At 69.3% G+C, this 18,707-nt stretch carries 22 protein-coding genes and 1 tRNA gene; 8 read left to right on the forward strand and 15 right to left on the reverse strand.

Features of this window, described 5'->3' with window-relative positions; genetic code table 11:
• Positions 1–10 precede the first annotated feature (10 nt).
• The 4 genes from JKG67_RS08140 to JKG67_RS08155 all read right to left on the reverse strand — a co-directional run bounded on the left by JKG67_RS08140 (position 11) and on the right by JKG67_RS08155 (position 3,935).
• The gene (locus JKG67_RS08140; RefSeq protein WP_203337075.1) at positions 11–211 is read right to left on the reverse strand and encodes a hypothetical protein; all 201 of its coding nucleotides are present in this window, start codon (positions 209–211) and stop codon (positions 11–13) included.
• Positions 127–561, reverse strand: a complete 435-nt coding sequence (locus JKG67_RS19195) for an SDR family NAD(P)-dependent oxidoreductase (protein ID WP_203336790.1) — start codon at positions 559–561, stop codon at positions 127–129. The genes JKG67_RS08140 and JKG67_RS19195 overlap by 85 nt, the downstream gene beginning before the upstream one ends.
• 6 nt (positions 562–567) lie before the next feature.
• Positions 568–2,577: a fatty acid desaturase gene (locus JKG67_RS08150; RefSeq protein ID WP_203336791.1), complete on the reverse strand. Its 2,010-nt coding sequence runs from the start codon at positions 2,575–2,577 to the stop codon at positions 568–570.
• An 89-nt stretch (positions 2,578–2,666) separates the two neighbouring features.
• Positions 2,667–3,935 (reverse strand): PucR family transcriptional regulator, encoded by a 1,269-nt coding sequence (locus tag JKG67_RS08155; RefSeq protein WP_203336792.1) that lies wholly within the window; start codon positions 3,933–3,935, stop codon positions 2,667–2,669.
• Between the two features lie 58 nt (positions 3,936–3,993).
• Between JKG67_RS08155 and JKG67_RS19200 the strand changes: the two genes are divergently transcribed.
• The 3 genes from JKG67_RS19200 (at position 3,994) to JKG67_RS08170 (ending at position 5,791) form a co-directional block, all read left to right on the forward strand.
• A complete protein-coding gene (locus JKG67_RS19200) occupies positions 3,994–4,230 on the forward strand; it encodes an SDR family oxidoreductase (RefSeq protein WP_203336793.1) in 237 nt (78 codons plus the stop codon).
• A gap of 252 nt (positions 4,231–4,482) precedes the next feature.
• Positions 4,483–5,298, forward strand: a complete 816-nt coding sequence (locus JKG67_RS08165; protein ID WP_203336794.1) for an SGNH/GDSL hydrolase family protein — start codon at positions 4,483–4,485, stop codon at positions 5,296–5,298.
• A 235-nt stretch (positions 5,299–5,533) separates the two neighbouring features.
• Positions 5,534–5,791, forward strand: a complete 258-nt coding sequence (locus tag JKG67_RS08170) for a hypothetical protein (RefSeq protein WP_203336795.1) — start codon at positions 5,534–5,536, stop codon at positions 5,789–5,791.
• A 455-nt stretch (positions 5,792–6,246) separates the two neighbouring features.
• On the opposite strand, the gene JKG67_RS08175 is transcribed toward JKG67_RS08170, so the two are convergent.
• The 6 genes from JKG67_RS08175 to JKG67_RS08200 all read right to left on the reverse strand — a co-directional run bounded on the left by JKG67_RS08175 (position 6,247) and on the right by JKG67_RS08200 (position 11,845).
• A tRNA-Met gene (locus JKG67_RS08175) sits at positions 6,247–6,320 on the reverse strand.
• 131 nt (positions 6,321–6,451) lie between these two features.
• Complete coding sequence (locus JKG67_RS08180) at positions 6,452–9,397, reverse strand: UPF0182 family membrane protein (RefSeq protein ID WP_203336796.1); 2,946 nt, start codon at positions 9,395–9,397, stop codon at positions 6,452–6,454.
• A gap of 62 nt (positions 9,398–9,459) precedes the next feature.
• A complete protein-coding gene (locus JKG67_RS08185; protein ID WP_203336797.1) occupies positions 9,460–10,029 on the reverse strand; it encodes a PPA1309 family protein in 570 nt (189 codons plus the stop codon).
• Positions 10,026–11,081 carry a YlbL family protein gene (locus JKG67_RS08190; RefSeq protein ID WP_203336798.1) on the reverse strand — a complete coding sequence of 352 codons (1,056 nt, stop codon included), beginning with the start codon at positions 11,079–11,081 and terminating at the stop codon, positions 10,026–10,028. The genes JKG67_RS08185 and JKG67_RS08190 overlap by 4 nt, the downstream gene beginning before the upstream one ends.
• 57 nt (positions 11,082–11,138) lie before the next feature.
• Positions 11,139–11,384 carry a hypothetical protein gene (locus JKG67_RS08195; RefSeq protein ID WP_203336799.1) on the reverse strand — a complete coding sequence of 82 codons (246 nt, stop codon included), beginning with the start codon at positions 11,382–11,384 and terminating at the stop codon, positions 11,139–11,141.
• A 35-nt stretch (positions 11,385–11,419) separates the two neighbouring features.
• A complete protein-coding gene (locus JKG67_RS08200) occupies positions 11,420–11,845 on the reverse strand; it encodes a molybdenum cofactor biosynthesis protein MoaE (RefSeq protein WP_203336800.1) in 426 nt (141 codons plus the stop codon).
• A gap of 45 nt (positions 11,846–11,890) precedes the next feature.
• Here JKG67_RS08200 and JKG67_RS08205 point away from each other — a divergent pair, with 45 nt between their 5' ends.
• The 3 genes from JKG67_RS08205 to JKG67_RS08215 are packed head-to-tail and all read left to right on the forward strand — an operon-like array spanning position 11,891 to position 14,314.
• On the forward strand, positions 11,891–13,189 hold the full coding sequence (locus JKG67_RS08205; protein WP_203336801.1) for a zinc-dependent metalloprotease: 1,299 nt from the start codon (positions 11,891–11,893) through the stop codon (positions 13,187–13,189).
• The gene (locus tag JKG67_RS08210; RefSeq protein WP_203336802.1) at positions 13,186–13,785 is read left to right on the forward strand and encodes an NUDIX domain-containing protein; all 600 of its coding nucleotides are present in this window, start codon (positions 13,186–13,188) and stop codon (positions 13,783–13,785) included. The genes JKG67_RS08205 and JKG67_RS08210 overlap by 4 nt, the downstream gene beginning before the upstream one ends.
• 10 nt (positions 13,786–13,795) lie before the next feature.
• On the forward strand, positions 13,796–14,314 hold the full coding sequence (locus JKG67_RS08215; protein WP_307816477.1) for a M48 metallopeptidase family protein: 519 nt from the start codon (positions 13,796–13,798) through the stop codon (positions 14,312–14,314).
• Positions 14,315–14,353: 39 nt separating this feature from the next.
• Here JKG67_RS08215 and JKG67_RS08220 read toward each other — a convergent pair whose 3' ends face one another.
• A complete protein-coding gene (locus JKG67_RS08220; protein ID WP_203336803.1) occupies positions 14,354–15,373 on the reverse strand; it encodes a PHP domain-containing protein in 1,020 nt (339 codons plus the stop codon).
• A 321-nt stretch (positions 15,374–15,694) separates the two neighbouring features.
• The gene (locus JKG67_RS08225; protein ID WP_203336804.1) at positions 15,695–16,477 is read right to left on the reverse strand and encodes an enoyl-CoA hydratase/isomerase family protein; all 783 of its coding nucleotides are present in this window, start codon (positions 16,475–16,477) and stop codon (positions 15,695–15,697) included.
• 145 nt (positions 16,478–16,622) lie between these two features.
• Between JKG67_RS08225 and JKG67_RS08230 the strand changes: the two genes are divergently transcribed.
• The gene (locus tag JKG67_RS08230; RefSeq protein WP_203336805.1) at positions 16,623–16,781 is read left to right on the forward strand and encodes a DUF5679 domain-containing protein; all 159 of its coding nucleotides are present in this window, start codon (positions 16,623–16,625) and stop codon (positions 16,779–16,781) included.
• A gap of 77 nt (positions 16,782–16,858) precedes the next feature.
• Positions 16,859–17,722 carry a hypothetical protein gene (locus JKG67_RS08235; RefSeq protein ID WP_203336806.1) on the forward strand — a complete coding sequence of 288 codons (864 nt, stop codon included), beginning with the start codon at positions 16,859–16,861 and terminating at the stop codon, positions 17,720–17,722.
• Here JKG67_RS08235 and JKG67_RS08240 read toward each other — a convergent pair whose 3' ends face one another.
• The 3 genes from JKG67_RS08240 to JKG67_RS08250 form a co-directional block, all read right to left on the reverse strand.
• Positions 17,723–17,890, reverse strand: coding sequence for a hypothetical protein (locus JKG67_RS08240; protein ID WP_238998147.1), 168 nt, complete (start codon positions 17,888–17,890; stop codon positions 17,723–17,725).
• Positions 17,891–17,994: 104 nt separating this feature from the next.
• Positions 17,995–18,315, reverse strand: a complete 321-nt coding sequence (locus JKG67_RS08245; RefSeq protein WP_203336807.1) for a WhiB family transcriptional regulator — start codon at positions 18,313–18,315, stop codon at positions 17,995–17,997.
• 109 nt (positions 18,316–18,424) lie between these two features.
• On the reverse strand, positions 18,425–18,610 hold the full coding sequence (locus tag JKG67_RS08250) for a hypothetical protein (RefSeq protein WP_203336808.1): 186 nt from the start codon (positions 18,608–18,610) through the stop codon (positions 18,425–18,427).
• Positions 18,611–18,707 lie beyond the last annotated feature (97 nt).

An 18,707-nucleotide genomic window follows, 5' to 3' on the forward strand; every position in this document is an offset into this window, starting at 1 on the left:
GCCGATTCAGCTACGACGGCGGGGTGAGGCGCGGACGGAACAGTCCCAGCGCCTTGAGGAGACCCAGCCCTGCGACCGGGAAGCGCCGGTGGAGCCAGGTGACCAGCGCCAACTGCCAGGGGAAGATCACCTCGCGATGGTTCTTCCGGATCGCCTGAACCGTGCGACGCGCCACCGCCTCCGGTTCGAGCACGGGGAACCAGGTCGACATCCGGGGATACCACCCCATGTCGGCGTCGTTGCGCTCGAAGTAGCCGGTGTTGACCTCGGAGGGAGGGGCTTGAACGTTCCTGCGCCGACGTTGTTGACCAGGATGGCCACCGGCCCGAGGTCGCTCTCCACGTCGGCGACCATGTCCTCGATCGCCGCCGGGTCGCTCATGTCGCACGGATACGAACGGGCCAATGCGCCGATCTTGGCTGCCTGGGCCTCCAGCGCCCCGCGGCCACGTGCCACGAGCGCCACCCGCGCTCCTTCGCGTGTGAGCTCCTCGGCGATCGCGGCACCGATCCCCATGGATGCGCCGGTCACGATCGCGACCTTGCCCTCCAGCGTCCGCATCACGACTCAGACGTCGTAGTCGACGGCAACCGACGGCGTGGTCGGATGCGACTGGCAGGTGAGCACGTACCCAGCGTCCACGTCGGCCTGAGACAGCGCGAAGTCCTGCTCCATCGCAACCGACCCCAACAGCACCTTCGCCTTGCACGTCCCACAGGCTCCGCCCAGGCAGGCATAGGGCGCCTCTAGCCCGGCCTTCAGCGCGGACTCGAGGACGGTGTCACCGGCTGCCAGCGGGACCACGTGCTGTCGGCCGCGCAAGCTGACCGCGACCTCCGCCGGGGTGAAGCCGTCGGTGACCTTGGGCTTCTGGTAGCCGTGGAACAGCTCTACATGGACGCGGTCCGGGTCGCTGCCGCGCTCGAGGAGCAGGTCGCGCAGGTCGGTCACCATCTCGACCGGCCCACACAGGAACCATTCGTCCACCGAGTCCGGGGCCAGGTCGGAGTCGATCCATTGCTCGAGTTTCGGGCGGTCGATGCGCCCCCGCAGATGCTCGGGGTGGTGCGGATCGCGGGACCGCACGTGGATGATCCGGAACCGGTCGGCGTACCGCGCCTCCAGGTCGTCCAGCTCCTCGCGGAACATCGTGCTGTCCGCATCCCGGTTGCCGTAGATCAGCGTGAACCGACTCTCAGTCTCGATGGCCAGTGTCGTCTGAAGGATCGAGAGGACCGGGGTGATGCCGCTGCCGGCGACGATGGCGACGTAGTTCTTCGTGGCGAGTGGGTCGAGCGGAGTGCCGAAGGAACCGGTCGGGGTCATCACCTCGAGGGTGTCGCCGGCCCGGAGTTGTTCCATCGCGAAGGTGGAGAACGCCCCACCAGGGATGTGCTTGACGGCGATCGCGAGCTCACCGGAGGTGGCCGAGGTGCAGAGGGAGTAGTTGCGTCGTACGCCCTCGCCGCCCAGGTCGGTGCGGACTGTGACGTGCTGACCGGGCTCGAACGCGAACTGGTCGCGCAGGTGGTCGGGCACGTCGAAGCGGATCAGCACGCTGTCCTCGGTCACCCGGTCAGCACTCGCGACGGGGACCGGGTGGAAGACCGCGGCACGGACTGAGGATCGCTTCGGCATCCGCACGGGCAGGAGCCGAGCCAGCTTGCCGTTCAGCCTCTTCCACTCGCGGTACTCGTCTGTGTCGAGCTGCTGGCCGAAGACGGTGCCGATCGCAGCATCACGTTCGAGGTAGGCCTCCTCGTTGCGTCGCCAAGCGGCGACGTACCGATGGAAGGGGATCGAGGGGTGCAGGTGGTGAACCAAGTGGTAGTTCTGCGAGAGCAGCAGCGGCGTGAGGATCCATTCGGAGCCGACCCGGTTGCGGGTGGCGCGGTAACGGTTCTCCTGCTGGGTGTCCTCCAGATCGTGGTGCGGCAACCAGTCGAACCACCACGCCAGCACGAACATGGCGACCCGCGCCGGGATCAGGTACAGCACCGCCAGCGTCCACAGGTGACCGGCGAACGCAGCCGCCACGATCACCGCGACAGTCGTCCCCATCAGGAAGGCGGTCTCCAGCACCTCGGGCCGAGGACGGCGCTTCACGTTGCGCACCAGGAAGGACAGGTACGGCACATCCATGAACGGAGCCCGGAGGGGAAGCTGCCACCACGGGGCAGCGCTGACGAAGTGGTCGGGGTCGAAGTCGCCGTCGTTGGTGTTCCGGTGGTGCTCGATGTGGATGAACGCGAACGACTTGAACGAGATCAGCGGCGAGACGAAGAGCATCGCCACCCGGCCGAACGCCACGTTGACCCAGCGGTGGGTGCTGATCGAGTAGTGCGCGGCGTCGTGCAGCACGGTGAACAGCACGAAGATCGCGGTTGCGCTGAGCAGGATCGTCGCCGGGGCAGGAAGCCTGTCGGCCAGCGCCGCCCACGTGGAGAACGAAAAGGCCGCGATGGCACCGCAGAAGATGGCGACGATGGGCCACGAGATCGTCGGGACCTGCTCGCCCGGGTCAGGAAGTGCATGCCGCGACGCTGCGGGCGCGGGCCGCTCGGTGGTGGCTGACATGCCTCAGAAGATACGAACGGCGAGTGGGCCTCCGCGAGGGGTGCCCAGCCCATGTCCGTGTGCGCGCAGCACATGTCGGTCAGGTTCGGTCAGGGGCGATCTGATTCCGGGGTGAGCACCACCGGTCCGAGCACCTGGACCAGCCGCAGTGCGGCATGCAGCTCGGCAACACGGTCCGTAGCGAGACGGCCGCGTCGCTCCTCTGCCCGGCGAAGGCGCTGCAAGACGGTGTTGCGATGCACCCCCAACTCCTCGGCTGCGGCTGCCAGGCCACCCTGTGCGTCGAGCACTGCCAGCAGCGCCCGTCGTTCCTCCTCCTCCCGGCGCCCTACGACTGCCAGTGCCCCGAGTTCGGCCGCGACGAAGGCACGGGCAAGGTCCAAGTCGCCGCTCATCGTGTCCACGAGCGCGATGTCGGCGTACGACGTCACCGGAGCTCCCGGCCCGGCGAGCTCGACGATTCGACGGCCGCGCTGCGCCTGGGCATGCGAGCTGCGGAAACCACCGGGCCCTCTCGCCGGCATGCCGAGCGAGATCCGGACCATCGCTGGGACCTGGTCGAGCAAGGGCGCGAGGCCCTCCGGCGTCAGGTCGGGACTGTGGGTGGTGGACACCCAGCCCCACAGCGCCTGGACACCGTCCGGGACGAGAAGCGGATGGAGGGCGCCGAAGTGAGCACCGATCGTCGAACCAACACGTCCAAGGTCCGCGTCGTCGCGATCGGTCCAACAGACGAAGGCGGTCTGCCATCCGGTGAGCCGGTGGGACAGGGTGCGCTCCGCGCGGCGGAGGTCGACCTGGTCACCGGCGATCCACCCGCGGACCGCATCGGTCCGGGCCGCACGGACCCGATTCTGGATGCGATCCAGCTCGGCGACGTACTCGATGGCGACCTCGCTGGAGATGCGATCGACGTACGCGAACCCGTAGCTCTGCAGGTTGGCAACCACCGGCAGGGCGAGGGCCGGGTCGGGCACAAAACCGGTGATCCCGGACAGCAGCCGCTCACTGAAGTAGGCGTGACCGATCCGATAGAAGCGCAACATGACATCGACGCTGTAGCCGCGAGCCGCCATGGCGCGCGCATGCTCGAGCGCGGTGGCCGGCGCCGTCGCCGCACTCACGTCGATACCGTGCCGGACCATCGACAGCACCGCCTCGAGGTTCGACGAGCACGACCCCAACGTCAGCCCGCGCAGATCGTCATCCGCCCCGGCCTCGGGGATCCGTTCGAGGATGTAGCCGAGCATGTCATCGGCGTAGGCCGTCACGTCCCCCAGCAGCTCGGCAGCAGTGCGGCGCAGCTCGATCACCAGCGCCTCGGGAAGGCCAGCCTGCTCCCCCGCACTCACACCCATGACCACAGACTATCGAGCAGACTCAGTGGCCCATCCCAGGAGCAGGAACACGTGGGCGATGCCTTGGTCGAGCAGGTCACGCGAGACCTGGTCATCGGAGAGGGCTCGCGCTCTCGCACAGCACGGCATCCGGGTCAACACCATCACACCCGGAATCGTCGAAACTCCGATGCTGGCCACAATCAGCGAGGAGTTCCGCGCCGGCCTCTGCCGTGGTGACCTCGATCCGGCTGCCGTAGACCTGCGGAACGGCGCCTCCCCGACGCGGCGCAGCCGGCGTGTTCGGTACCCCTGACCCAGCTCTCGCGGCCCTATCTACGTGGGTACCTAAGTAGTTCTGCGGCTGTGAATTGGATCTGCGAGGGCCACTGTGGAGTGGTCAGCAGAAGTTCTTCAGATGAATGGGAAGTGTTCACGATGATCGAGTGGGGATCACACGACTGGGGCGGCAACGTCCACTCCGCAGCGAACGGCTCGTGGGTCACCGACCGCCACGGCGACGACGCCGCGAACGCGGACGAGTAGCAGGCCGCGGAGGTGCTGAGCCATGGAAACCGGATGCAGGTACGTGCGCTTCGTCGCGGTGGGCGACTCGGTGACCTACGGCCTGGGCGACCGCGCCGGTGAACGTCCCCGGGGCTGGGCTCGGCTGCTGGGTAAGGCCATCGCCGGCGACCACCACCTCTCCCTCTGGAACCTCGCGCAACCGGGTGCCACCGCCGCTCAGATGCGAGCCGAACAGCTCGACGAGGCCCTCGACCACCGGCCGCAACTGGCGGCACTGATCGTCGGGCTCAACGACACCATGCGCTCAGCCTGGGACCCTGCCGCGGTCCGGGCGGACCTTCTGTACGCCGCCGACCGCCTGGCCGAACAGGGAGCGCTGCTGCTGACAGTGCGCTTCCACGACCACAGCCGCGTCTTCGGCCTCCCCGGCTTCCTGGCCCGGCCCATGCGGCGGCGCATCGACGACCTCAACGCCATCTACGACGAGATCCACACCCGCTACGGCGGCGTGCAGGTCGACCTGGCCGACCACCCCGGCATCTACGACCGCGAGTTCTGGTCCCTCGACCGACTGCACCCCTCCGAACTCGGACACCGAGCCCTGGCACACGAGTTCGCAGCCCTGCTCGACCAGTACGGCCTGACCTTCGGGCCACCCGCCCTGGAACTGGACGGAGACCCGACCCCTCTCATCGGTGAGTTGCGCTCGCTCGCGGTCGACGGTGTGCCCTGGGTGGCCAGACGCGTCCGCGACCTCGGCCCCATGCTCGGCCGCAAGGCCCTGCAAACCGCTCTCCGCGGGTCACACGAGTCGCCCGTCCAGGGCACCTACCAGTTCGCCCCCCCGATGAGGTGATGACCTTGTCCGACCCCAGCGCCGATCCTCACCTCCTGGCTACCGCTGTCCGCCGCGAGCTCCTCCGCCTCGCTGCCCGGGAGGACGAACTCGCCGCCACTGAGGCTGCCTCGGTCCCCTACTGGGCACCCCATCCCCCATCCGTCCAGGCACATCGATCCGCGGCCGCTGCGCTGCGCTGCGAAGCCGACCGGTTCCTCGTCAGATCGTGACCCAGTCCAAAGGAGATGACCTCATGTCCGCAGTGATCCCCCAGAACCACCGGTACCTCCGCGACGCCTTCGGATCCACCATCACCGACGGAGCCTGCGTTATCGACCACGACCGCGAAGTCGGCTACGTCCGCCTCGACCTCGGGCCGGGCTGCCCCGGCCCCGGCTCGGCGTACTGGGACGGCTGGTTCAACGTCACCCGCACCCGCGCCGAGCATCCGATGCGCGGCAAGGTCATGAAGGGCGACCTGGTCCAGGTTCTGCGGGGTGGCCACCCATGACCTGGCACACGGTGACCGTGGCCGAGAGCGACCTGGACAAACTCCTTCTCACCATTCGGCGCGCCGGTGGATCGATCACGCATAGCTCTCCCTGCTCGAACGGATACACCGTCACCTACACCACCCTCGAGGACTGAGCCCATGAGACACGAAGACCCCAGCCCCGAGGAGGCGGCCGAACTCAGCGCCTGGTGGGGCCAGGCGTTCGAGGCGCTCAAGGAGCAGGAAGCCTGATCTAGGCGAGGCAGACCCACCTCCTGCGCGGGTCGGTCCGACGGCCACGAGGTCACCGAACCCAGGTTCCGCGGACGTCCGCCAGGCTTCGCCATCGTGCGCGCGGAGGCTCACATGGGCTCGATGTCCGCGCGGCGTCCGCAGACAGCGTGCGGACATCAACGCCAGAGGCGGCCTCCGGATTCCTCCGGAGACCGCCTCTGACCTGCACAAACACTTTGTAGCGGGGGCAGGATTTGAACCTGCGACCTCTGGGTTATGAGCCCAGCGAGCTACCGAGCTGCTCCACCCCGCGTCGGTGAACGCAACGTTACGCGACGAGGTGCAGCATCACCAAATCGGGACCGCGTTCAGAGCCCCAACCCACCGGACAGACCAGAGGCCCCGGGAGTGGTCTGACAACCACGCCCGGGGCCTCCGTTGATCTCAGTCCGCGATGGCCAGCGCGATCGCCTGGTCGACCAGCGCCCGGGCCTCCTCGATCGCCCGGGCGTAGCCGGCCAGATCGCCGCGCTGCAGGGCCGCATCCGCCTCGGCGAACTTGGTGTCCGCCTGCTGCAGCAGCGACTGCACCGTGGCATCGCCGGTCGGCGGCGGCGGGGCCGGCTCCGGGTCCACCTCAGGATCGCCCGGCTCCGGCTCGAGCTCGGGGTCCTCCGGCACCGGCGGCAGGTCACCAGGAGTGTCCGACGGGGTGCCGGACAGGTTCAGCACGTCGTAGATCGCCTCACCCAGGGTCCGGCCGATCCCGACTTCGTCACCGAACGACACCGCCACGAATCGCAGCACCGGGAAGTTGCCCTCACCGGTGGTACGCAGCGAGTACAGCGGTTGCACGTACAGCAGACCGCCACCGATCGGCAGCGTCAGCAGGTTGCCGTTCACCACCTGCGTCTGCGTCGACCGCGCATACGGCAGCAACGCGTTGGTGACCGCCTGGTCGGACTGGATCTGGTTGGCGATCTGGCCCGGGCCCGGGATCTGCGTCTGCGACGGCAGCCGCTTGATCCGCAACGTGCCGTAGGTGTCCGCAGCGGCGTCGGCGTCCACCGAGATGAACGCGGCCAGGTTCTCACGGTTCACCGGCGTGTAGACGCTGGTCAGCGAGAACATGTCGGAGTTGTCCACACTCGGCACCGACAACCGGTACGGCGGCTGCAGGCTGGCCGGGTTGTTCGGGTCAGCCGGCACCACCCAACGGTCGTTGGCCTCGTAGAAGTCCTTCGCGTTGGTCACGTGGTAGGCACCCAGCAGGTAGCGCTGCACCTTGAACATGTCCTCGGGGTAGCGCAGGTGGTTCATCACCGCGTCGGGGATCTCCGACTTCGGCTGCACCGTGTCCGGGAACGCCTTCATCCAGGCCTGCAGCATCGGGTCTTCCTCGTCCCAGGCGTACAGCTCGACAGTGCCGTCGTACGCATCCACCACGGCCTTCACCGCGTTGCGGATGTAGTTGATGTCATCGGTCGGCAATGTCTGGAACGGGTTGTCCACGGTCAGCGCGTCGTCGGTCATCTCGTCGAACGACCCACGCTGGCTCATCGGATACATGTCGCTCATCGTGTAGCCGTCGAGCAGCCACAGCACCCGCCCGTCGATCACGGCCGGATAGGGGTCACTGTCGACGGTCAGCCACGGGGCCACCTTCTCGACCCGACGGGCCGGGTCGCGGTCGTAGAGGATCTTCGACCCCTCGTGCACCCGCTCCGACAGCACGATGTTGACCTCGGAGAACTTCACCGCATAGAGCAGCTTGCGCCACAGCGAGCCCACCTCGACACCGTCGGCGCCGTCATAGGTGTTCGTCCGGTCACCACTGCCGGCCTCGTCCTCGCCTGCGGCAGCACCGTCACCGGGCAGGTCCAACTCGATGTCGCGGGCGTCCTCGCTGCGCTTGCCGACGATGGAGTACGTCGGGGAGAACTCGCCGAAGTAGATCCGCGGCTCATAGCCACCCTCGAACAGGTCGGTCAACTGACCGCGCGGCGGCAGGTCGATCTCGGCCCACGCCGGCTCCTGGCCGGTCAGCACCGCGTCGTTGTCCGCCGGGCGCTGGTTGCCGTAGGCCGCTACGACGCCGTAGCCGTGCGTGTAGACGGTGTGCAGGTTGGCCCAGTTCTGCGACCCGGAGGCGATGCCCGCCTGGTTGAGTTCGCGCACCGCCAGGACGACGTCACGCTCCTCACCGTTGATCGTGTACTGGTCCACGTCCAGCACCTGCGCGATCGTGTAGTAGCCCCGCACCTGCTGACGCTGCTCGAACGTCTGCCGCACCACCAGCGGGTCGACCAGCCGGATGCCCGGCGCGTCGATCACCGCCTGGGCCATGTTCCGCGGCGGCAGCGTCGGCGTGCCGCCGTACGACTCGACCACCGAATCCTCCAGCGAGAACGCCTTCCTGGTGCCGTCAATGTTGGCCGCGATGTAGGGCTCCTCGCGGTCCGCCTCGGTCGGCTTGACCCGGAACTGCTGGACCGTCGCCGGCCACACCATCCCGAGCAGGATCGCCGAGATCACCAGCAGCGCCACGCCCACCGACGGCAGCTGCCAGGACCGGCGCCACACGTTGATGAAGAACAGCAGCGCACAGATCGCCGCGATCGCGATCAGGATGTTCTTGGCCGGCAGCACCGCATTGTGCGAGGTGTACGTCATCCCAGTGTGGATGCCCGACGGGTCCACCATCAGGTCGAAGCGATCCAGCCAGTAGTCGACCGCCTTGAACGCCATGAACAGACCGGCCAACACCGAGATCTGCACCGCCGCTCCCCCGGTGAACCGGTTCGTGCGACTCTGCAGCTGGATGCCGCCGTACAGGTAGTGCACGACGCCGGCGGCGATCAGCGACACCACAGCGATCGCCATCGCGAAGTCGACCATGTAGTGCAGCCACGGCAGGTCCATCATGTAGAAGCCGAGGTCACGCCCGAAGTACTCGTCGGTCGCCCCGAACTCTGTGCCGTTGCGCCACAGCAGCCACGACCGCCAGTTGCCGGAGGCCGAACCACCCGCGAAGACACCCACCAGCAGCGCCACGCCGATCAGCAGCCAGGTGCGGATCGGGGTCACCGCCTCGCGGTACCGGTCCAGGTTGGTCTGCTCCGGAGAGGCCGGCCGGAAGAGCGGTCGCAGCCGGTAGGCGAGCCAGATGTTCAGGCCCACTGCGAGTGCCATCAGCGAGCCGAAGACCAGGAACAGCGCGATCCGGGTCCAGATCAGCGTGGTGAAGACGCTGCCGTAGCCCAGGGAGAGGTACCAGAGCCGCTCGGTGAGCAACTGCGCCAGGCCGGAGGTCGACATGAACAGGACGACCAGGATCACACCCGTCACCAGCAGCGCACGCGACCTCCCCCGGGGGGGTCCGGGTCTCATCCCGACACCGCCGGGGCCCCGGGGCGGGCCCGGGTTCCGAGGTGGGTTGCTGAAGAAGTCAGTCACTGGTCGGTCTCCTCTTCCAAGGTACTGCGCAGCAGGTCGGTCAATCGGGGGACCATGTCGGCGCCTGCCACCACCGACGTGTCCTCATCATGGGCTTTGAGTCTCAAGGCACAGTACGCTGCGCCGGCGCGGGTGGCACCGGCCACGATCCGCACCTCCTGACGCAGCGGATGCTCGCGGGCCATCGCCTGCGCCGCGTCGGCGTCCTCGGGCAACTGGGCCTCCGCCTCCGGGGGGAGCACCAACCGCTCGACCACCACCGCACAGCCCGCCACCTGGGCCGGCCAGACGATGGTCTCCAGAACCTGTTCGAGCACCTGGTCGGTGCCCACGGAGTCCTGCTCGATCGGGGTGAACGACCCAGCGGCCGAACTGTCATCAAGGCCCATCGACCGGGCCAGCGCCGGCTCCCTGGCCACCAGCTCCGCGGTGTCCACCAGCGCGAACAGGCGCGCCGGCTGGTCCCAGCCCTCGGCGGCCGCGTGCTGTTCGATCTCCAGCACCGCCGCAGCCAGGGCGGGGTCGACACCCTCCACCCGGAGCGGGTCCTCGCCGGCGGCCGTCATGCGGCCTCACACCCGGGCAGGTCGGCATCCGGGTCGGCCGTCCAGTCACGGACCGCCGCCACCGCATCGGAGAACGTGCGCACCATCGCCAGCCGGATCTCGTCCCGGGGGGCCCCGACCGCCTCGTCGCAGTTCTCGGCCGAGACCAAGAACAGTCCGGCGCCGTCCCGTTCGGCGGCCACGATCTTCTGCTGCACGCCGCCGATCGGGCCGACGTTGCCCTCGGCGTCGATGGTGCCGCTGCCCGCGATCAGGTCGCCGCCGGTCAGGGAGTCCTCGGTGAGGGTCTCGTAGATCGCCAGCGCGAACATCATCCCCGCACTGGAGCCGCCGATCGCCTCATCGATGTTCACTCGCACGTCGAAGGGGAAACTGAAGCCCGAGCCCGGCACGATGCCCACCCGCAGGACCGGCTCGCCGCTCTCGTCCTGCACCTGCTTCGGAGTCACATCGACGGTGAGCAGTTCGCCGCGACGACGGACCTCGAACGGGATCGGCGTACCGACCTGGGCGGCGCCGACGACCGCGTCCACCACGTCCTGGGGGGTGCTGATCGACTTGCCGGCCACCCGCACCAACTCGTCGCGCACCTGCAATCGGCCGTGCGCGGGCATGTCCGGGTCCACGTTGAGCACCTCGACCGAGGATTCGAAGTCGTGGCCCAACGCCCGCATCGCCGCCGCGACCGCAGAGTCCTGACTGGACACCATCATCACCTGGGACTGGCGCCTGTTGGAGTCCCTGGTCTCGGTCGGGCCATAGATGACGTCGCGGGGCACGATCGCGGTGGACCGGTCCAGCCAGGCACCCACCGCGTCCAGCAGGTTGATCTTGCCGTCCGGCTGGGTGACGTAGACCGTCGTCATCAGCAGTCCCCCGTCGTGGGGGTACGCCTCGGCGCCGTCGACCTGGATCACCGAGCCGTCCCCGAGGACGTCCACGGTGATGCCCGGGGTGTAGGTGACATACGGGAGCGGGACGAAGATCGCCGCTCCCCACAGCGCCAACAGCAGGGGTGCGGCGAGCAGTCCCGCAACGAGGCGGGGACTCATGCCACCACCTTCTCAGACCTCACCAACGCGGCCACGGGCAGCCCACGAGCCGGGCACTCAGGCGCTGCGCCGGGTGTCGTCGCGCGGTTGGCGCACCGCGACCCCGGTGCTGCGCTCCGCAGGCCGTCGCGGTGTGGGGGTACGCCGGGCGGCCGGATGCGGCTTGGCCAGCGCCCGACCCAGCTTGGCGACCTGCTGCTCCCGGTCCACCTCGTCATGGGCATCGCGACCCACCCAGGTCACCCAGGCCATCGCGCCCAGCGCGACCGCGGCCGAGGGCGCCAGCCACCACAACACCTCCATGGCTCAGAGCGTACGAGCCGCAGCCACTGCCGCGGTCACGGCGCGCCGACCCACTCACGCTGCCCGTCGCTGAAGAGCTGGTCCTTCCAGATCGGCACCTCGGCCTTGAGGGAGTCGATCAGGGCCTTGCTGGCCGCGAAGGCCTCGCCGCGGTGGGAGGTGGCGGTGGCCACCACCACGGCAGCGTCACCGATCTTCAGCTTGCCGACCCGGTGCACAGCAGCGACCGCGGCGACGTCGTGCTCGGCGGCGACCCGTTCGCAGACCTCGCGGAGCCGATCCAGGGCGGTCGGGTGCGCGGTGTAGGTCAACTCGGTGACCCCTTTGCCGCCGTCATGGTCACGAACCCGCCCCACGAAGACCACCAGTCCACCGGAGCTGTCGTCGTCACAGGCCGCCATCACGGCGTCCACGTCCAGAGACTCCTCGGAGATGGCAGCCAGCCGCACCGCATCGCTCATGGTGCCAGCGTACCGACGTACCCTCGCCCGGGTAACGTGGAAGCCATGAGCGACTTCCCCGGCGACCCCGACGATCGGAACAACCCGTTCAAGGGCACGCCGTTCGAGCAACTCTTCTCCGGGCTCGGCGGCGCGGCCGGCGCGGGCGGGTTCGACCTGAGCGCGATCTTCGGCCAACTCCAGGCGATGATGAAGCCCCACGACGGGCCGGTGAACTGGGAGTTCGTCACCGACACGGCCCGGCGCGCGGTCGCCCAGCAGCCCGACCCCTCCCCCAGTCAGCGGGAGAAGGACTCCGTCGCCGACGCCCTCGGGCTGGCCGACCACTGGCTCGACGAGGTCACCGACTTCAGCACCGGGGTGACCTCGACCGCGGCCTGGAGCCGCGCCGAGTGGGTGGTGAACACCGTCGACGTGTGGCAGGGGCTGGTCGAGCCGATCGCCGCCAGCGCCATCGATGCGATGGGGTCGGCAGTGCCCGAGGAAGCGCAGACGATGGCCGGACCGTTGATCGGGATGATGCGGCAGGGCATCTCGATGATGGTCGGCACCCAGGTCGGCACCGGCCTGGGCGCGCTGGCCGGCGAGGTGCTCAGCGCCTCCGACGTCGGGCTCCCCCTCGGCCCCCAGGGCCAGGCGGCGCTGTTGCCTGCCAACCTGGCCACCTTCGCCGACGGTCTCGACGTGAGCGCCGACGACGTCCGCCTCTACCTGGCGCTGCGCGAGGCTGCCCATCAGCGGCTCTTCCACAACGTCGGCTGGCTCCGCGAGCACCTGCTCACCGCCATCACCGACTACGCCGGCGGCATCAACATCGACACGTCCGGCATCGAGGCGCAACTGACCCAGATGGACCTGTCGAACCCGCAATCCCTCCAGGACGCCCTCGAAGGCGGACTCTTCGACCTCGCCCGCAGTCCCGCCCAGGAGGCGGCGCTGCAGCGGATCGAGGTGACCCTGGCGCTCATCGAGGGCTGGGTCGACGAAGTGGTCAGCCAGGCCACCGCGGACCGGATGCCGGCGGCCAGCAAGCTCGCCGAGGCGGTACGCCGTCGCCGTGCGGCCGGCGGACCGGCCGAGGAGACGTTCGCCGCGCTGGTCGGCCTCGAACTGCGCCCCCGACGGCTGCGCGACGCGGCCACCCTGTGGGGATCGCTGCGCGCCCGCCAGGGCAGCGAGGCCCGCGACGGGGTGTGGCTACACCCGCATCTGCTGCCCACCGCGGCGGACCTGGACGACCCGCTCGGCTTCCGCGAGGGCGCCTCTGCGCCGGCCGAACTCGACGAGGACGCCTTCGAGGCGGGCCTGCGGGAACTGCTCGACGGGCCCGACACCGACCAGTGACGCTGCACGCCGACGCCACCGCGGTGCTCGCCCGGTGGCGTGCCCCCGACGCGGCCCAGGCGGCGCTGCAGCAGCGCTACCTGGCCACCCTGGCCGACCACCACGACGCGGTGTGGCGGCAGTGCCGGCCCGACCACCTGACCGCCTCGACACTGGTCCTCTCCGCGGACGGTGAGCGAGCCCTGCTCACCCTGCACGCCAAGGCCCGGTCCTGGTTCCAGTTCGGCGGCCACTGCGAGGACGACGACGCGACGCTGGCCGCCGCGGCACTGCGGGAGGCGGTCGAGGAGTCCGGGCTGCCCACCCTGCGTCTCGACTCCGATCCGGTGCAACTGTCGGCCCACCCGGTGCCGTTCTGCCATCCCGAGGGACCCACCACCACCCACCTCGACGTCCGGTTCCTCGCCGTGGCCGAGGACTCGGCCGGGTCGCCGACGGTGTCGGCGGAGTCGGTGGACGTGCGTTGGTGGCCCGTCGACGAACTGCCCACCGACGACCCGGACATCGTCGACCTCGTCGAGCTCGCGAGAGCCCGACTCACTGGAGCCCGGCTCACCAGGGCCCGGCTCCCCGATTCCGGTTCTCCGCGCCGCTAGGTTTGCGGGTGTGACCAGCGTGCCGAACGTCGAGGTACGCCGCTCCAAGCGGCGGCGGCGCACCGTGTCGGCGTACCGGGACGGCGACACGGTGGTGGTGATGATCCCGGCGTCGATGTCCCGCCGGGACGAGGCCGCCTGGGTGCAGAAGATGATCGAGCGGCTGGAACGCTCCGAGCGTCGTACCCATCCCACCGACGCCGAACTGCACTCCCGCGCCAAGCACCTCAACGACGAGTACCTCGGCGGTCTGGCGGTGCCCGAGTCGGTGCGGTGGGTGGACAACCAGAAGAGCAGATGGGGGTCGTGCTCCCCCAGCGACCGGGCGATCCGGATCTCATCCCGGGTCCAGGGGATGCCGACCTGGGTGATCGACTACGTCCTGATGCACGAACTGGTCCACCTGATCGAGCCGCACCACAACGACGAGTTCTGGGCCTGGGTGGATCGCTACCCGAAGGCCGAGCGGGCCAAGGGGTTCCTGATCGGCTGGTCGCATGCGGCCGACGTGGAGCCACCGGCCACCTGAGTCCCCAGCCGGTCCGCGCAACCCACCGAGGGGCGCGGGTCAGAGGCGGCGTCCGGCCCAACTGAGCAGCCGTTCCACCGGCCAGGTGTTCACGATCCGATCCGAGTCGATGCCGGCCGCCTCCGCGCGCGCACATCCGTGCCCCAGCAGGTCCAGTTGGCCGGGTGCATGCGCGTCGCTGTCGATCGCGAAGAGGCAGCCGTGGTCGCGGGCCCGCTCCAGCAGCTTCGTCGGCGGGTCGCGGCGCTCCGGGCGGGCATTGATCTCCACCGCCACCTGGTGCTCCGCGCAGGCCTCGAAGACCGCGTCGGCGTCGAACTGCGACGGCGGCCGGGTGCCACGGCTGCCGGTCACCAGTCGGCCGGTGCAGTGCCCGAGCACGTTGGTGAACGGGTTGGCGATCGCGGTCAGCATCCGGCGGGTCATCCGGTCGGCGTCCATCCGCAACTCCGAGTGCACGCTGGCGACCCTCACGTCCAGCCGTCCCAGCATCTCCTCGGTCTGGTCCAGACCCCCGTCGAGCAGGATGTCGACCTCGATGCCCTTGAGCAGCCGGAAGCCCGGCAACTGGGCGTCCACCGCCTGCACCACCTCCAGTTGCCGGGCCAGCCGAGCTGCGCTGAGCCCCCGGGCCACCTTCAGGCGCGGCGAATGGTCGGTGAGCACCAAGTACTCATGCTCCAGCTCGACGGCGGTGAAGGCCATCTCCTCGAGGCCGGACCCGCCGTCGGACCAGTCCGAGTGTGAGTGCAGGTCGCCACGCAGGGCCGCCCGGAGCTCCTCGCCGCCGGTGGTGACAGGGCCGCCGTACTCCTCCTCGGCGCGGCGCAGCCGCTCCGGCACCTCGCCGGCCAACGCCTCGGTGATCACGGTCGCCGTGCTGGCGCCGACTCCAGGCAGCGAGGTGAGTTGGCTGCGGTCGGCCAACTCACGCAGCTCGTCCTCGGTCACCTCCAGCACCGCGGCCGCGGCGTTGCGGTAGGCGCGGACCTTGTAGGTGTCGGCGCGGGCGCGCTCGAGCAGGAAGGCGATCCGCCGTAGCGCCGCGACCGGGGTCATCGACACCTCCTCACCGTCAACTTTCCTGAGCGCACACCCCGTGGATGAGCGTTTCTGCAGGTCAGCGCCCGCGAGTCGGAAGTTGTCGGGCGTGTCGTCCACACCGTTCTCCCCTGCTCCTCCACCGTAGCCGGGCCACTCTGCACAGGTCCTCCACAGGTTTGTCCACAGGCGTGGACAACGAGTTCGGCGGGAACTGTTGACCACCGGCGACGGCGGCTCCTACGGTGATCGGCAGTTGAGGCCCCCAGCCGTCCGACACTCGCAAGGGGAAGGCAAGTGTCGCCGGCAGGGGGCCTCTTCTGCATCGTCTGGCCCGCCTCAGCGTCCGGTGAACTCGGGGGCACGCTTCTGTTGGGCCGCCGCGATCCCCTCCTGCAGGTCTGCGGTGGTCATCGTCACCGGCTGGGCCAACGCCTCCCACTGCAGGCACGCCTCGATGTCGCGATGTCCGCTGCCGGCCAGCGCGACCTTGGTCAACCGGGTCGCGATCGGCGCATTGCCGGCCACCTGCTCGGCGGCGGCCAACGTCTGGGCCTCGAAGTCCCCCTCGATGACCCGGGAGACCAGTCCCATCTCGCACGCCTCGGCCGAGTCCACCAGCCGGCCGGTCAGCAGCAGGTCCCGCGCCCGGGCGCGGCCGACCACATCCGGGAGCAGCCAAGTGGTTGCCATCCCCGGGTGGATCCCGAGCCGGGTGAACGGCACCCCCATCCGGGCTCCCGGCGCCGCATAGCGAAGGTCGCAGGCGAGCGCGATCGCCAGGCCGGCGCCGATGGCATGGCCGTTGATCGCGGCGATGGTGGGCACCTCCAGGCGCCGGATCGAGAGCCAGGAGCGATAGAACGCACTCATCCGGTCGCGCAGCGTCAGCGCCGTGTGGGCGCCGTGGCCGGCCAGCCAGGACAGGTCACCGCCGGCACAGAAGGCCGGCCCGGCACCGGTCACCAGCACCACCCGGACCGACGGGTCCCCGGCGAGTTCGTCCACAGCGGCCACCCAGCCCCGGGTCATCTCCTCCGACATGGCGTTGCGCTGGTCAGGGTTGTCCAGGACGATCCTGGCCACGCCCGCGGATGGGCGCTCGAGTCGAAGATGGGTCATGCCACCACCCTAGGCGTTCGCCGGGCCCGACCCAGAGCTCCGAGAACACCAGACACTCCGAGGGACGGCAGGCCGCCAAATCCGGCCGCTGGCCGTCCGCGTGGTCTAGCCTCAGGCGGAGAACCCCGAGAGCAAGGAGGCCGTCATGGCCGAAACCTGGAGTGGCGAGTTCTACTGCGTGAAGTGCAAGGAGAAGCGCGAAGCCACCGGCGAGATTCGCGTGAACGACAAGGGCACCAAGATGGCCAAGGGCGTCTGCCCCGTCTGCAACACCAACCTGAACCGGATCCTCGGCAAGGCCTGATCCTCCGCAGCGCCCGCCCCCGGCGGGCCTGTGGATGAGCGGCGTCATCGGACGCTGGATGCTGTCACAGTGTCGGCATGCCCGATCAGCCGACAACCCCGTCCCCACCCGTCGACCTGGCGCTGCGTCCCGGCATCCGGGCGATACGACGAGGCGGTGGCACCGTGCAGGTCGGTCTGCGCGGTCCGGTCTTCACCGGCGACCCCGACGAACCCGCCGGTTGGCCCGCTGAGATCTTGGGGCGCCTCAGCGCTCACGGGCTGACCGTGGATCCGACGACGCTGCGGCTCACCCAGCTCGTCGATCCCGAGGTCGCCCGCTCGCGGGCGGCGGTGATCGCCGCGCACGGCGACCGCGCACCCGAGGTGATTCGGGCGCGGGAGCAGTCCCGGGTGCTGGTGGTCGGACCACACCGGCTCACCAACCCGATCCGCACCTTGCTGCGGCAGAGCGGCGTACCAGCCCAACAGACCGACGTCGTCGATCCTCCGGGACCGCGTCCCGATGTGGTGCTCCTGGTCCGGCAGGCGGAGATGCCACGGGCCTGGACCGACCGGTGGCTGCGCGACTCGGTCCCCTACCTGCCGGTCCGCGCGGTGGAGGGACGGGTGATCGCCGGCCCGTTCTGCGTGCCGGACCTGACCGCCTGCCTGCGCTGTGTGGACCACCAGCGGTCCGGGGATGATCCCCGTATCCCGCTGCTGGTGGAGCAGTACGCCGCGTGTCCCGGGGGCGCGATCCCCGAGCCGGTCGAGGCGACCGCCTGGACCACCGCGACGGCACTCGCCGCCCACGACGTGGTCCGGTTCCTGGATGGGCATCGCCCGCAGCTGTGGTCGGCCACCATGACCCTGGGCGGGGCCGATGGCCCCGCCCAGGATGAGTGGCTACGTGATCCCCGCTGCGGATGCTGCTGGGCTACGGAGACCGCCGTGATCTGATCAGATCAGGCTGCGCGCGATCGCCAGTCGCGCCTGGTGGACTCTCCGCTCGGCCTCGCGGGCCACGCGGAGCTGGTGCGCCAAGTGCTGCTCGGCACGCTGCTGTTGCGCCTCTCCCAGGCGCGCGTCATGCTGCGCGCGGGACAGGGCTTCGGACTGTAGGTTCATGGCTTTCCTCTTCATCACGATTCTCACTTCAAGGTCTTTGCCGCTCACTGGACACGGTGTCACTGGAGGCGGACAGGGTCTGTCCGCTACGGCTGGGGTTCTGGTCAGGCGGCTGTCTCGGTCTTGCGAGGCCGGCCGCGGGGGCGCTTGCGTGGGATCACCGTTCCGCGGAGGAACAGTTCGCCACCCCACACGCCCCACGGCTCCTGTCGGGCGAGGGCGCCCGCCAGGCAGAGGGCACGGACCGGGCACTGCTGGCACAGCGCCTTGGCCTCCTCCACATCGCTGGGGGCCTCGGCGAACCACAGTTCCGGATCGTTGACCCGACACGGCAGGTTGTCCGGGTCGATCTGGGTTCCCGCCTCATGCAACTGGACCAGAGTCGCGTCTGCCGCCCCGAGCGGCAGTGTCGCGCTGATCGTCATCTGATTTTCCTCACTCTTGGTTGGTGTGCTTCGTGGGCGAAACAAACAAGAAGGCCGCGGTTCCGGTGGTTCCGGATTCCGCGGCCTGGAGGCTGACGATCAACAAAGGTCAAGTGATCGGCGGACTCCAGACAGTGGTCCCCGGGACGTGGCCGGCAAAGATGCCGGTGCCGCGGTCGCGCACCATGCGGTCGGCAGCACCCGTCACCACGGAGGTGAGCTTCATCGAGTGCGCGACCGCGAGGGCGCCGGTGCCGTTCGGCAGGGCGTTCCACGTTGCGGTGTTGATCTCCATCTGGTGCCACCTCCTTCTCAGGTGTCGGACGCAGGTCTTGGCGGGACCTTGTGCGCGGTCTGGTCGCGGCCCGGGTGAGACGCGATGTGGTTCACCC

Origin of the sequence: Nocardioides limicola (genome assembly GCF_016827675.1) — a bacterium.
Lineage (GTDB): Bacteria > Actinomycetota > Actinomycetes > Propionibacteriales > Nocardioidaceae > Nocardioides > Nocardioides limicola.